The sequence below is a fragment of the Streptomyces sp. NPDC058678 genome (assembly GCF_042714835.1).
Lineage (GTDB): Bacteria > Actinomycetota > Actinomycetes > Streptomycetales > Streptomycetaceae > Streptomyces.
Genome location: NZ_JBHXSG010000002.1, coordinates 303845 through 316368 on the forward strand (window position 1 = coordinate 303845; position 12524 = coordinate 316368).

10 protein-coding genes are annotated in these 12524 nt (G+C 69.5%); 3 read left to right on the forward strand and 7 right to left on the reverse strand.

Going from position 1 to position 12524, the window contains the following annotated elements:
• Positions 1-92 precede the first annotated feature (92 nt).
• Together ACFWWR_RS04050 and ACFWWR_RS04055 are read left to right on the forward strand one after the other, a co-directional pair.
• On the forward strand, positions 93-617 hold the full coding sequence (locus ACFWWR_RS04050; protein ID WP_384301815.1) for a hypothetical protein: 525 nt from the start codon (positions 93-95) through the stop codon (positions 615-617).
• Positions 610-2595, forward strand: coding sequence for an alpha-glucuronidase (locus tag ACFWWR_RS04055; protein ID WP_384301817.1), 1986 nt, complete (start codon positions 610-612; stop codon positions 2593-2595). Before ACFWWR_RS04050 ends, ACFWWR_RS04055 begins: the two co-directional genes overlap by 8 nt.
• Here ACFWWR_RS04055 and ACFWWR_RS04060 read toward each other — a convergent pair.
• From ACFWWR_RS04060 to ACFWWR_RS04080, 5 genes are all read right to left on the reverse strand, one after another.
• A complete protein-coding gene (locus ACFWWR_RS04060; protein WP_384301819.1) occupies positions 2589-4613 on the reverse strand; it encodes a beta-galactosidase in 2025 nt (674 codons plus the stop codon). The genes ACFWWR_RS04055 and ACFWWR_RS04060 overlap by 7 nt on opposite strands.
• A complete protein-coding gene (locus ACFWWR_RS04065; RefSeq protein ID WP_384301821.1) occupies positions 4610-5293 on the reverse strand; it encodes a hypothetical protein in 684 nt (227 codons plus the stop codon). The genes ACFWWR_RS04060 and ACFWWR_RS04065 overlap by 4 nt, the downstream gene beginning before the upstream one ends.
• 76 nt (positions 5294-5369) lie before the next feature.
• Positions 5370-7025: an extracellular solute-binding protein gene (locus tag ACFWWR_RS04070; protein WP_383857600.1), complete on the reverse strand. Its 1656-nt coding sequence runs from the start codon at positions 7023-7025 to the stop codon at positions 5370-5372.
• Between the two features lie 36 nt (positions 7026-7061).
• Positions 7062-7943, reverse strand: coding sequence for a carbohydrate ABC transporter permease (locus ACFWWR_RS04075; protein WP_384301823.1), 882 nt, complete (start codon positions 7941-7943; stop codon positions 7062-7064).
• Positions 7937-8932, reverse strand: coding sequence for an ABC transporter permease (locus ACFWWR_RS04080; RefSeq protein WP_383857606.1), 996 nt, complete (start codon positions 8930-8932; stop codon positions 7937-7939). The genes ACFWWR_RS04075 and ACFWWR_RS04080 overlap by 7 nt, the downstream gene beginning before the upstream one ends.
• Positions 8933-9199: 267 nt before the next feature.
• On the opposite strand from ACFWWR_RS04080, the gene ACFWWR_RS04085 reads away from it, so the two are divergent.
• Positions 9200-10198 (forward strand): acetylxylan esterase, encoded by a 999-nt coding sequence (locus ACFWWR_RS04085; protein WP_384301825.1) that lies wholly within the window; start codon positions 9200-9202, stop codon positions 10196-10198.
• 273 nt (positions 10199-10471) lie between these two features.
• Here ACFWWR_RS04085 and ACFWWR_RS04090 read toward each other — a convergent pair whose 3' ends face one another.
• Together ACFWWR_RS04090 and ACFWWR_RS04095 are read right to left on the reverse strand one after the other, a co-directional pair.
• A complete protein-coding gene (locus tag ACFWWR_RS04090; protein ID WP_383857612.1) occupies positions 10472-11569 on the reverse strand; it encodes a lytic polysaccharide monooxygenase in 1098 nt (365 codons plus the stop codon).
• 407 nt (positions 11570-11976) lie between these two features.
• On the reverse strand, positions 11977-12489 hold the full coding sequence (locus ACFWWR_RS04095) for a hypothetical protein (RefSeq protein WP_384301827.1): 513 nt from the start codon (positions 12487-12489) through the stop codon (positions 11977-11979).
• Positions 12490-12524: the final 35 nt, after the last annotated feature.

Consider the following 12524-nt stretch of genomic DNA (forward strand, 5'->3'; position numbering starts at 1 on the left):
GACAGGTACCTCGCGAGCGTCCCATGCACCAGAATGGCCGGGCCGCCGGTGAGCACCGCGCGGCACGACATCCGGAGGGGGAGGAAGCGCGGATGAGCTTCAAGAGACGGCTCCCGGGCCTGCTCGCGGGGACCGGCCTGGTGGTGGGCGCGCTGTGCGCGACGGCCGCGCCGGCCCAGGCCTACAGTCCCAATCCCGGTCTCGCCAAGTACTACTACGACACCGACAACTGCCCGTGCAGCGGCGGGAATCTCACGGACCCGTTCGACGGCACCTACTTCGCGGACGACGCCGGTGGCCTGGCCGTCAAGATGGAACTGAACGACGACGGCTGGTTCGTCGGCAAGGTGGAGTTCCATCCCTACGACGAGAAGCTCTGGGTGTACGACACCCGCAACGACGGGGACGGCTTCTTCGTCGCCGTCGGCTACTCGTCCGGCGGCAGCTACCACGACCTCGGCACCTTCTCCGCGCCGGGCACCTCCGAGGTCGTGGACGTCACTGTGAAGGACTTCGACATCCCGGACGGCGCCTCCGTCGACATCTCGGTCTACGACGAGTCGGGCCGCACCGACCTGATCGGCGCGGCGCGCGGAACGGGCGCGGCCATTGCCTGACGTCGACCCCGCCTGGCTGCCGCCCGGCGTCTTCCGGGCGCTCGGCACCCGGCGCACGCTGATCCGCGGTTCGGGACGCCTGGTGGAGACGGTGCACGGGGAAGCGGCCGAGGCCTGTGCGCGGTTCGGCGGCCGTGTCGTACGCGACTCCGGGCCGGGCGACACGACGGACGACCTGGTGCTGGAGCTGACCGGCTCCGACGGCTCAGACGGCTCAGAGGCGTTCACGTACGAGCGCGAAGGCGGTCTGACGACCGTCACCGCGTCAGGGCAGGCCGGGTTGCTCCACGGCTTCTTCCACGTCGTACGGCTCGGAGAGGACGCCTTCCGCGGCGAACGGGCGCGGGAGACGCACTGCCCCGCGGTGGCGCTGCGGATGGTGGACCACTGGGACAACGTGGCCGTGCACCCGGTCATGGGCCAGGTGGAGCGCGGCTACGCCGGCGGATCGCTGTTCTGGGCGGACGGGCGGGCGCGGGGCGAGACGGAGCGGGTGCCGGCGTACGGCAGGCTGCTGGCCGCGTGCGGGATCAACGCCGTGGCGGTGAACAACGTCAACGTGCACGAGTCCGAGGCTCACCTGCTGACCGACCGGATCGGTGAAGTAGCCGAGATCGCGGGCGCGTTGCGGCCGTACGGCATCCGTACGCATCTGTCGGTCAGCTTCGCCGCGCCGGTGCTGCTCGGCGGACTGTCCACGGCCGATCCGCTGGACGCCTCGGTGCGCGCATGGTGGGCCGAGGCGACGGAGCGGGTGTACGAGAGCGTCGAGGACTTCGGCGGGTTCGTGGTGAAGGCCGACTCGGAGGGTCAGCCGGGGCCGTTCGCCTACGGCCGCAGCCACGCGGACGGCGCCAACATGCTGGCCGCCGCACTCGCCCCGCACGGCGGCACCGTGCACTGGCGGGCGTTCGTCTACGACCACCGCCAGGACTGGCGGGACCGGACGACGGACCGGGCGCGGGCCGCGCACGACCACTTCACCCCGCTGGACGGGGAGTTCGCCGCGAACGCGGTGCTCCAGGTGAAGCACGGGCCGCTGGACTTCCAGGTGCGGGAGCCGGTCTCACCGCTGATCGGCGCGATGCCGGGGACCCGGCTCGCGGTGGAGGTACAGGCCACGCAGGAGTACACCGGTCAGCAGCGGCATGTGTGCTGGCTCGGACCGATGTGGAGCGAGGTGCTGCGGTTCCGGCCGGAGGGTGAAGGGGGCGCTTGTGTCGGGGAGTTGGCGCGCGGCGGTCTGGTGGCGGTGTCCAACGTCGGCGACGACCCGTTCTGGACGGGGCATCCGCTGGCGCAGGCCAACCTGTACACCTTCGGGCGGCTGGCCTGGCAGCCGGACGCGGATCCGGACAGCGTCCTCGACGAGTGGATCCGGCTCACCTTCGGACCGGAGGAGACCTCGGACCCCGTACGGCTGCGGGGCGGGCTGCACGCCGTGCTCGACGGCTCGTGGCGGACGTACGAGAAGTACACCGCCCCGCTCGGGGTCGGCTTCATGGTGCAGCCGGGACACCACTACGGGCCGAGCGTGGACGGCTACGAGTACAGCCCCTGGGGCACCTACCACTTCGCCGACCGGGACGGCATCGGCGTCGACCGGAGCGCGGCGACCGGCACGGGGTACGCGGCGCAGTACGTCAAGCCCTGGGCGGAGGTGTACGAGTCGCCGGCCACCTGCCCCGACGAGCTGCTGCTGTTCTTCCACCACGTGTCGTACGACCACGTACTGCACAGCGGGAAGACGGTGATCCAGCACATCTACGACACCCACTTCGAGGGCGTGACGGAGGTGGAGCAGGCCCGTGAGGTGTGGGCCTCACTCGCGGACCTCGTCGGCCCGGCACGCCACGCGCGGGTCGCGGAGCGGTACGAGGAACAGCTCCGCAGTGCCCGCGAGTGGCGCGATCAGGTCAACAGCTACTTCTTCCGGAAGTCGGGTGTGCCGGACGCACATGGGCGGCGCATCTACTGAATCCGCAGGATCACTGTGCCGAGCGGGTCGAGGGTCAGCGGGTCACCCTGCTCGACCCGCTTGCCGGTCAGCAGGTCGGTGGCGGAGGCGTGGGCCGTCAGCGCGGCCGGTTCGGGGACGTGGTTCAGGAGGAAGACGAGTCGGGTCCCGTCCGGGGCGACGCGGGTCGCGGTCTCCACGGTCGTGTGGTCGGCGTACGGGCCGATCAGGTCGTGGCGGGTGAGGACACGGCGTACGACCTCGTCGACGCCCGGCTGGTCGAGGGCGGTGGCGACGTACCAGGCCTCGCCTCCGTTCTCGCCGAACCGGTTCCGGGTCACGGCCGGCGTGCCCGCGTAGAAGTCGGCGCCGTAGGTGGCGACCGGCTCGGCGCCGCGTGGCAGGACGATCTCGAAGACGAGGCGCGCCTCGCTCTTCAACTCCCCCAGCCTCACTGGTTGTACGAAGTCCGGTGGGCGGGAGTCCCATTCGTCGACGCGGATGCCCGTGAGAGGGGCGAGCGGGCCGGGGACGTCGGTGAGGAAGGCGCGGTCGTGTTCGTCCACGCGGCCGGAGAGGAACGTGGACAGGACCGTGCCGCCGCGGGCCGCCACCCCTTCCAGGCGGTCCGCCAGATCGCCCTTGATCATGTGCAGGACTGGGGCGAGGACCACGTCGTACGGGGTGAGGTCGGCTGTCTGCGGGATCACGTCCACGTCGGCGCCGGCCTCGCGGGCGGCCCGGTAGTAGGCGTGGACGGTGTCCTGGTAGCGGACGAGACGGGACGGGCCGTCGGAGATCTCCAGGGCCCACCAGCTGTCCCAGTCGAAGAGCAGGGCGGTGCGGGCGGGGGTGCGGGCGCCCAGACTCGCGTCTCCGAGCAGCTCCAACTCCCTTCCCAGGTCGGCCACTTCATGGAAGACCCGGGTGTCGTCGCGGCCCGCGTGGCCGATCACCGCCCCGTGGTACTTCTCGCAGGCGCCGCGGGAGGCGCGCATCTGGAAGTACAGGGCCGCGTCGGCGCCGTGGGCGACGGCCTGGAAGGTGGCGAGGCGGAGTTCGCCGGGGCGCCGGAGGGGGTTGACGTCACGGCAGGCCGTGGTGGACGGGGTCTGTTCCATCAGCCAGAAAGGGGCACCGTCCTTGAGGCCGCGCATCAGGTCGTGGGCGAGGGCGGGCCAGGTGGGCGGGGCGTCGAGGGGCGGGTAGCTGTCCCAGGAGGCGAAGTCGAGGTGGGGCGCCCAGCGGTGGTAGTCGAGGGGGCGGAACATGCCCATGAAGTTGGTGGTGACGGGGGTGTCCCGGTCGTGCTGCCTGATCGCCTCCTTCTCGGCGAGGAAGCAGCCGAGGAGGGCGTCGGTGGTGAAGCGGAAGTAGTCGAGGGTGGTGCCCTGGAAGGCGGTGTGATCGGGGCCGCGCCAGTGCTCGGTGAGGACGTTCGGCGGCTCGATCTCGGCCCAGTCGGTGTAGCGGTGGGACCAGAAGGTGGTGCACCAGGCGTCGTTGAGGGCCTCCAGGGTGGCGTACTTCCCGCGGAGCCATTCCCTGAACCCGTCGGCGCACAGGCCGCAGTAACAGACCCCGCCGTACTCGTTGTTGACGTGCCAGGCGAGCAACGCGGGGTGTCGTACGTACCGTTCGGCGAGACGGGCCGCCATCGCGGTGGCCTGGCGGCGGTACGCCGGTGAGCTGGGGCAGAAGTTGTGCCGCTGGCCGTAGCGGTGCCGCCGCCCCTCGAAGTCGGTGCGGTTGACCTCGGGGTACTTCTTCGCGAGCCAGGGCGGGAGGGCGGCGGTGCCGGTGGCGAGGCAGACCTGGCGGCCCTCGGCGGCGGCGCGGTCGAGGATGCGGTCGAGCATCGTGAAGTCGAGGGCGTCCTCGGCGGGTTGGGTGAGCGACCAGGAGAAGACGCCGACGGTGAGGGTGTCGATGCCGGCCCGGGTGAACAGCCGGTGGTCCTCGTCCCAGACCGGCTCCGGCCACTGCTCGGGGTTGTAGTCACCGCCGTACGGGATCTTGGGGGTGCCGGGCACGGTCATGCGGTGAAGTCCTCCTGGGTCTCGGCGATCACCGGGCGGCCGCTGTGCAGCAGGGACAGCAGCAGCGTGGCGGCCAGCAGGGCGGTCAAGGCCTCGGTCAGCAGGGCGGTCAGTCCGGCGGCCAGGACGAGCAGCGAGGCGGCGCCGAGCGTGGCGCGGCCGTGCCGGAACAGGAAGTACGCGGCGAGGCGGGCCGTGTCGCGGGCACGGAAGGCGAAGAGGGAGGTGAGCACCAGTGCGTGCGCGCCCCAGAGGAGGGACCCGGCTCCGATGGTCGCGAGCAGTACCGCCCACCAGCCGGGAAGGCCGGTGGCGGAGAAGTGGGTGAGGGTGAAGGCGACGACGGTCAGCCAGGCGAGCAGCGGCGTCCACAGCTTCAGGGCGGGGAGGGCGTTGAGCCGCCAGCCCCGCCAGTAGGTGCGGGCCGGGTGGAGGTCGGCGAGGTCACGGTCGCGGTGGTGGAGGGCGTACAGGGCGGCGGACAGGGCCGGGCCCAGCGGCAGGAGGCATACGGCGGCCAGGGGGAGGTTGGCGGCGTCGGGGCCCACCAGCAGCAGTCCGGCGAGGCCCGGCGCGGCGGCGAGGAGCAGCAGCGCCTCGACGGTGACGAGGGTGTGGATCAGGGCGGCGGCGCGGGAGAGGGCGCCCTGCCCGAAGGTGACGGACGTGCTCGTGCTCACTGCGGCTCCCTTCCGAGCAACCGCCGCTCGTCCGACCAGGGCGGTGCCTCGTCCTCGACGGGGGCGGGCACACGGATCACCCGTTCTCCTTCTTGAAGCGGTCGTACGCCTTGTTGTGCACGTCGACCAGCTGGTCCATGTTCTTGGCCTTCAGCTCGGTGACGTAGTCGTCCCACTCGGACAACGGGCGCTTGCCGAGGGCGAACTTGAGCGTGTTCTGCGTGACGTGGTCGCGCAGCGGGGTGTCCCAGAGCGTCGCCTGCTCCTGCTCGACGGACTGCAGCGGGTGGGCCGGGTCGACGGGGAGTTGCTCCCGCTGGGACATGGCGTCCTGGAACTTCTTCTCGTCCGGGCTGAACGAGGAGGAGACCAGCGCCCAGCTGCCGCCGTAGGTGAAGACGCCGTTGAAGAAGCCGTAGTCCTTCTGCAGGTCTTTCGGGGCGTCCGGGTCGGAGCCCATGAGGCTGATGCCGGGCTTCAACTCGTACTGGTCGCCGGACGCGGTGTAAGTGACGTTCTGGACGCCCCACTTGCAGAACTTCTGGCCCTCGTCCGAGTACCACAGCCAGTCCACGAACTGCATCATCGCGACGAAGGTGTCGCTCTTGAGCGCCTTGCCGGCGATCATGACGCCGTTCTCGAGGCGGCTTCCGCCGATGAGTACCGGCCCCGCCGGGCCGAGCGGCACCGGCACCATGTCGATCTTCGCGCCCTTGACCTGCTTCTCCAGGTTGTAGCGGTAGTTCTGTACGAGCTCCTGCGGGTTGGCGCTGATCGCGAACGACTTCTCTCCCAGCAGCTTCTGCACGGCGGCGTCGTCGGTCTGGGTGAAGCTCTCCGGGTCCATCAGCTTCTCGGCGACCAGTTTTCTCAGGAACTCGATCATCTGGCGGTAGCCGTCCTGCGCGCCGGTGAAGACGAACTCCTTCGCCCTGGAGTCGAAGCTGATGTTGTCGTACGTCCAGCCGGCCCGGACGCCGTACGCCTGGCCGAGGTAGCTGAGCAGGGCGGCGACGGGGTAGGGGGTGTTGGTGCTCCAGCGGTCCGAGAGGGGGTAGCGGTCGGGGTACTCCGCCTTGAGTGCCTTGAAGACGTCGTACACCTCGTCCCAGGTGGTGGGCAGGCTCAGGCCGAGCTGGTCGAGGACGTCCGTGCGGAAGGACAGCGAGTAGCCGGACTTGGCCTTCTCGTGGAGGCCGGGCAGCAGGTAGTACTTGCCGTCGGACTGGCGGATGGAGTCGAGCTCGGGCTCCAGGCCCCACTTCTTCACCTTGGCCCGGAAGTTGGGCATCAGGTGCACATAGTCGCTGACCGGCAGGATCGCGCCGGAGGACACGAAGGCGACCTCCGCCGGGTGGTACGTCTTGGGGATCAGGAACGGGGCGTCGCCCGCGCCGATGAGGACGCTGCGCTTCTTCTCGTAGTCGGCCAGGGGGACGTCGACGGGCTTCAGGGTGACACCGGTGCGCTTGGTGACCTCCTTCCAGAACAGCCAGCTGTCCTTCATCGGGTAGACCGGGTTGTTGTTGTGCAGGACCGAGAAGGACAGCGGCTTGGCGGCCCTGAACTGCTGGCCGGCGCGGTACTCCTTCATCGCGCCGTTCTGCTTCTTGGAGAGGTCCTTGGAGTCGCCTCCGTCGTCTCCGCTGCCGCATCCGGTGAGGGTGGCGAGGCCTATGAAGCCTGCGGCGGCCAGGATCTGACGCCGGGACAGCTCTCCTGCGTTCGTCACGGATACTCCTTTGTTCCGTAGGGAATTGAGTTGCCGTCAGCCCTTGACCGCGCCGAGCATCACGCCCGAGACGAAGTAGCGCTGGACGAACGGGTACACGCACAGGATCGGCAGCGCGGTGAGCACGATGGTGACCGACTGGATGTTCGCCCCGACCTGGCTGAGCTGCTCGGTGGCGGCGCCCGCGTTGCCGCCGCCGGTGGCACCCGAGATGAGGTTGCGCAGGTAGACGGTGGCCGGCATCAGCTCGGTGCTGTCCATGTACAGGAACGCCGCGAACCAGGAGTTCCAGAAGGCCACCGAGTAGAAGAGGATCATCGTCGCGACGACCGCCTTGGACAGCGGCAGCACGATGCGCAGCAGGATGCCGTACGTGCTCAGCCCGTCGATCTGCGCGGCTTCCTCCAGGTCGGTCGGCAGGCTCTCGAAGAAGGCCTTCATCACCAGGAGGTTGAAGACGCTGATCGCGTTCGGGAGCGCCAGCGCCCAGATGGTGTTCTTCATGCCCAGGCTGCTGATCAGCACGTAGTTGGGGATCAGTCCGCCGGTGAAGAACATGGTGAAGACGGCGATGCCGACGAGCAGGCCCCGCCCGCGCAGGTGCTTCTTGGACAGGACGTAGGCGTAACAGGTCGTCAGGACCATGGCGACGACGGTGGACACGACCGTGTAGAGCACGGTGTTGCCGTAGTTCCGCCAGAACATCGAGTCCTGAAAGACGATCTCGTAAGTGGTGAGGTTGAAGCCCTTGGGCCACAACGTCACCTCACCGGCCCGGATCTGGCGTTCCCCGCTGAAGGACCGCGCGACGATGTTGACGAACGGGTACAGGGTCACGACCACGACCAGGGTGAGGATCACTCCGTTGACGCCCTGGAAGACGCGGTACCCACGCGTGGGTCGGTGGACGCTCACCACAGGCTCGTCCCCACGGTGCGGCGCGAGAGCTGGTTGGCGGAGGTGATCAGCACCAGGCCGATGATCGCCTCGAACAGGCCGATGGCGGCGGCGTAACTGAAGCTGTTGGACTCGACTCCGGTCCGGTAGAGGTACGTGGAGATCACGTCGGCCTTCGGATAGGTCAGCGGGTTGTACAGCAGCAGGACCTTCTCGAAGCCGACGGCCATGAACGTGCCGATGTTGAGGATCAGCAGCGTGATCATCGTGGGCCGGATGCCGGGCAGGGTGACGTGCCAGATCTGCTGCCAGCGGTTGGCGCCGTCGATGCGGGCGGCCTCGTACAGTTCCTCGTCGATCGTGGTGAGGGCGGCGAGGTAGAGGATGGTGCCCCAGCCGGCGGTCTGCCAGATCTCCGAGCCGACGTAGATCGTGCGGAACCAGTCCGGTTCCTGGATGAACCGGATCGGATCGTGGCCGAACCAGCCGAGGGCGTGGTTGACCGGGCCGTCCGTGGCGAGCATCTGCATCGTGATGCCCGCGACGATCACGATCGACAGGAAGTGCGGAAGGTAGGACACCGACTGCACGAACCGCTTCAGCGAACGTCTGCGCACCTCGTTGAGCAGCAGGGCCAGCACGATCGGGATCGGGAAGCAGAAGACCAGCGTGAGCCCGCCGAGCCAGAGGGTGTTGCGGAACACCTGCCAGAAGGTGGGGTCGGTGAGGAACATGCGCACATAGCGCAGCCCCACCCACTGCTCGCCGAAGAGAGAGCCGCCCGGCTCGAAGCGCCGGAAGGCGATGACGTTGCCGATCATCGGCAGATAGCGGAAGACCAGGAAGAACAGCAGCGGCAGGACGGCCAGCGAGTACAGCTGCCAGTCCCGGCGCAGGGACCGCCGCCATCCGGGGCGCGCGGCTTTCCGCCGACGACGGCGGGGTGCGGCTCTGGCCGGAGGCGGGTCCTGGGTGCCCGGCGGTGGGGCCGACGTGGTGGACGTGCTCATGCTCGGGCCTCCCGGGGCATGGGACGGGGAACCGAAACTTTCGAGCTCTTACCGGTAACTTCGCGGCAACTTAGGGGCAGCAGAAAGCGCTGTCAATGGGGGCTGCACACGGGGATGTTGAGCCTGGAGGCGACCACACCGCACTGGATTCACCTCAAGGTGCGGGTGGAAGAGATGAAGGGATCGGCGCGGCCACTTCGGAACTTTCTGTCACATGACCGCAACGATCGGACCGAGCCGCGTCGTTGAAGTCTGTGAGGAGCCGCCGTGCCCGCGTTCGACCTGCCCTGGAGAGAGCTCGAGCAGTACCGACCGGATCCCGAAGAGCCCGCCGACTTCGACGAGTTCTGGCTCGGCACCCTCAAGGAGGCCGGACAGAGCGACCCGGTGGTCTCGGCCCGGCCCGTGGACAGCGGCCTGCGGCTGACGCAGACGTGGGACGTGACCTTCCGCGGCTTCGCCGGTGACCCCGTCCGCGCCTGGTACAGCCGGCCCGCCGGGGTGCGCGCGCCACTGCCGGCGGTCGTCGAGTACGCCGGGTACGGCCGTGGGCGCGGCCTTCCGCACGAGCGGCTGACCTGGGTGAACGCCGGGTACGCACACCTACTCATGGACAACCGGGGCCAAGGTGACCAGTACGGCTGCGGAGGCGACACCCCCGACCCGCACGCGGGCGCGCCCGGCGGCCCCGGACCCGCCGTACGCGGCCTGCTCGCCCCGCGGGACCACCACTACCGCCGTCTGATCACGGACGCGGTGCGCGCGGTCGCCGCGGTGCGGGAGCTGCCCGGGGTCGACGGTCGTCGCGTCGCGGTCGTCGGCAACAGCCAGGGCGGCGGACTCGCCCTGGCCGTCGCGGGGCTGGTGCCGGATCTGGCGGCGGCCCTGGTCACCGCCCCCTTCCTGTGCGGCATCCGACGCGCCCTCGACCTCACGGACGCGGCCCCCTACGGCGAGATCACCGCGTACCTGTCCGTGCACCGGGGCGCCGAACAGGCCGCGTACCGCACGCTGTCCTACCTGGAGGGCATCTCCTTCTCGCGGCGCGCGCAGGCCCCGGCGCACTTCGGGGTGGGCCTGCGCGACACGGTGTGCCCGCCGAGCGGGGCGTACGCCGCCTTCAACCGCTACGGGGAGTTGACCGGCACCGATCCCGGCAAGGAGATCCACGCCTATCCCTACAACGGCCACGAAGGCGGCGACGCCGTGCACGTGCGGCGCCAACTCGGCTGGCTGGCGGGGGTGTTGCGTCACGGGGTGGAGTGAGCACGTACAGGTCCGCGTGGTCGGGCGGCGACTTCACGCCCGCAGACGGTCCGCCTCTCCGGTTCCGTGAACGGCTTCGTCTCCCGGGCCTGCGGGGCGACCGGGTCCCGGGAGGGCGAGTTCGACCGTGCCGGTGCGGCCGTCGGCGCGGGTGGCCTTCGCCCGGGTGGCCTTCGCCCGGGCGGCTCGCGGGCCCGGCGGCACACCGCCACCGGGCCCGCTCCGAGCGAAGGTTCAGTACGGCGATTCAGGTGATCGCGGCTGGGCCGGAGTTCAGCCCACTCGGCAGGGAAGTGTCGTCGCCGAGTCACCGCCGGAGCCGGAGACGACGTAGCCGAACGTCGTACTCTTCCCCGGATCCAGCGAGCCGTTCCAGTTGGCGTTGTGGACCATCACCGCCTGGCCGTTGTACGTCGCGTTGCCGCTCCACAGGCTCTCGACCTTCTGGCCGCTCGGCAGCGTCCAGTCGACCATCCAGCCCAGCATCGGGACGTCGCCGGAGTTGGTGACGGTCACCTCGGACTGGTAGCCGCCGTTCCAACTGCCCGTGGTCTTACGGGTGGCCGTGCAGGTGCCCGGCACCGGTTCGGTCGGGTTGCCCGGCTCGTGGATGCCGGTGACCTCGCCGTTGCCGCCGTCGAAGACGACGTCGGAGCACGAGTAGAAGGTCTCGGCACTGTCCGAGCGCTGCCAGACCATGTAGATGATGTGCCGTCCCGACTTGCCGTCGGGGAGCTTGCCGTTCCAGGAGTAGTTGGCCTCGACCGTGCCCGGGCTGCCGTTGAGCGGCGGGTGGTCGACGGAGAGGAAGGGCTGGGCCTCCATGTCGTTCCAGGTGAGAGCCTTCTTCGGGTCGAAGCCGTCCTTGGTGACGTAGACGTAGAACCAACCCGGGTGCGCGGCCCAGGCGTTGTACGAGAAGTCGACGGTCGCGCCCGAGGTGAGGTGGGTCAGCGGCCAGTCGTCGCGGGCGGCGTTGAAGCCCGTGAAGTTGGTGTTGCCGCCGCTGCACAGTTCGCCGTCCGGCACGAAGCCGCGGGTGCGGCCGGCGCCGTCCGAGCGCAGCACCGAGAACCAGTTGTAGAACGGCGTGGTGCCGCTGACCTGTTGGGCGTTCTTGCAGGCCGGGTTGACCGGCTTGATCTCGCCGGTGTCGGTGAGGCCGTCCTGCCAGCACAGGAAGGTCCGGCTGCCTGGCTTCATCGGAGTGCCGTGAGCCTCCGCCTCGCCGCCGGCCGTGACGACAAGGCTGAGCGCCGGGATGGTGGCGAACAGGGCCACGAGGACGAGGAAGAGGGCTCTGGCGCGGGTGGGGAGCGTTAATCGCGGTGAGGAGTCCGGGGACTTCGCCGTTGTTCTTGTCAGGATCATGACAGATCAGTCCGTTCCTTGAGGTACGGGCCGTGTGGATGCGTGTGCGAACGCGCGTGTGCGCGTGTGCGGTTGCCTGTGCGGAAGCGGGGGGTGGGGGCGGCCACGGGGGCGGGTTCCGGTCCACCCGCATGGGAGCGCTCCCACCCCACCTGTGGGGGAAGCTAGCGCCGAGTGGCCGACTTGTAAACGTATGGCGCACAAGGGCCGCACCTAATGAGGTGCGGCCCTGGGTGCCTGGCGTGCCCTCCGTGGCGCCCTCCGTGGCGCCCTCCGTGGTGGTACAGGGTCATCGACCGCGGTGACACATCCTCGGGGCGGACGAAGTACACGGCGCCGTCGACAGCGGCGGCCGGAGAATGGTGGAGCGATGCGCACCAAGGCGGCGAACCTGGGGCTCATCGGCCTCACGGCTTGCCGAAGACCACTCCGCGCCAGGTCCAGCCCGCCTCAAGGACTGCGTTCTGCAGGGGGTTGCGCAGTTCGGCGGCGTCGAAGCGGAAGGTCTCCGTCGCTTCGAGGCTGCCGCTGTCCCCGCGTTGGACCGTGTAGTGGCGCGAGACGGTCCTGTCGGGGCCACGCGAGTACGCCCCGGAAATCTTGAGCGTCGGCGGATTCCCCACCCGGGTGACCTCCCACCCCTCCTCGAGGGCGCGCACCTCATGGTCCCCCTGGACCAGCCGCATCCGGATCCGGACGGCGCGAGACAGCTGCGACTCGACGAAGACGGCCTGCCAGGCGGGCTCCGCCATCCGCCATTCCGCTACCAGGTCGGCGCCCTCCGGGCCGCCGTCGCGGATGACGTACGGGACATCCGGCCGGTTGACGCCGAGAAGAGCGGCCCGCACCTCATCGGCCGAGCGCGGAGCGACACCGTCATCGGGGCGCTTGGTTCCGGTCAACTTGTCGAAGAGTCCCATGAAAGCAACCTATGAGGGGGCTGATTGCAGGTGCA

Excerpts from the sequence above, each read along its gene's own strand:
- ACFWWR_RS04090 (WP_383857612.1), bottom strand. The coding sequence starts at position 11,569 with ATGATCCTGACAAGAACAACGGCGAAGTCCCCGGACTCCTCACCGCGA.
- ACFWWR_RS04095 (WP_384301827.1), bottom strand. The coding sequence starts at position 12,489 with ATGGGACTCTTCGACAAGTTGACCGGAACCAAGCGCCCCGATGACGGT.
- ACFWWR_RS04050 (WP_384301815.1), top strand. The coding sequence starts at position 93 with ATGAGCTTCAAGAGACGGCTCCCGGGCCTGCTCGCGGGGACCGGCCTG.
- ACFWWR_RS04080 (WP_383857606.1), bottom strand. The coding sequence starts at position 8,932 with ATGAGCACGTCCACCACGTCGGCCCCACCGCCGGGCACCCAGGACCCG.
- ACFWWR_RS04060 (WP_384301819.1), bottom strand. The coding sequence starts at position 4,613 with ATGACCGTGCCCGGCACCCCCAAGATCCCGTACGGCGGTGACTACAAC.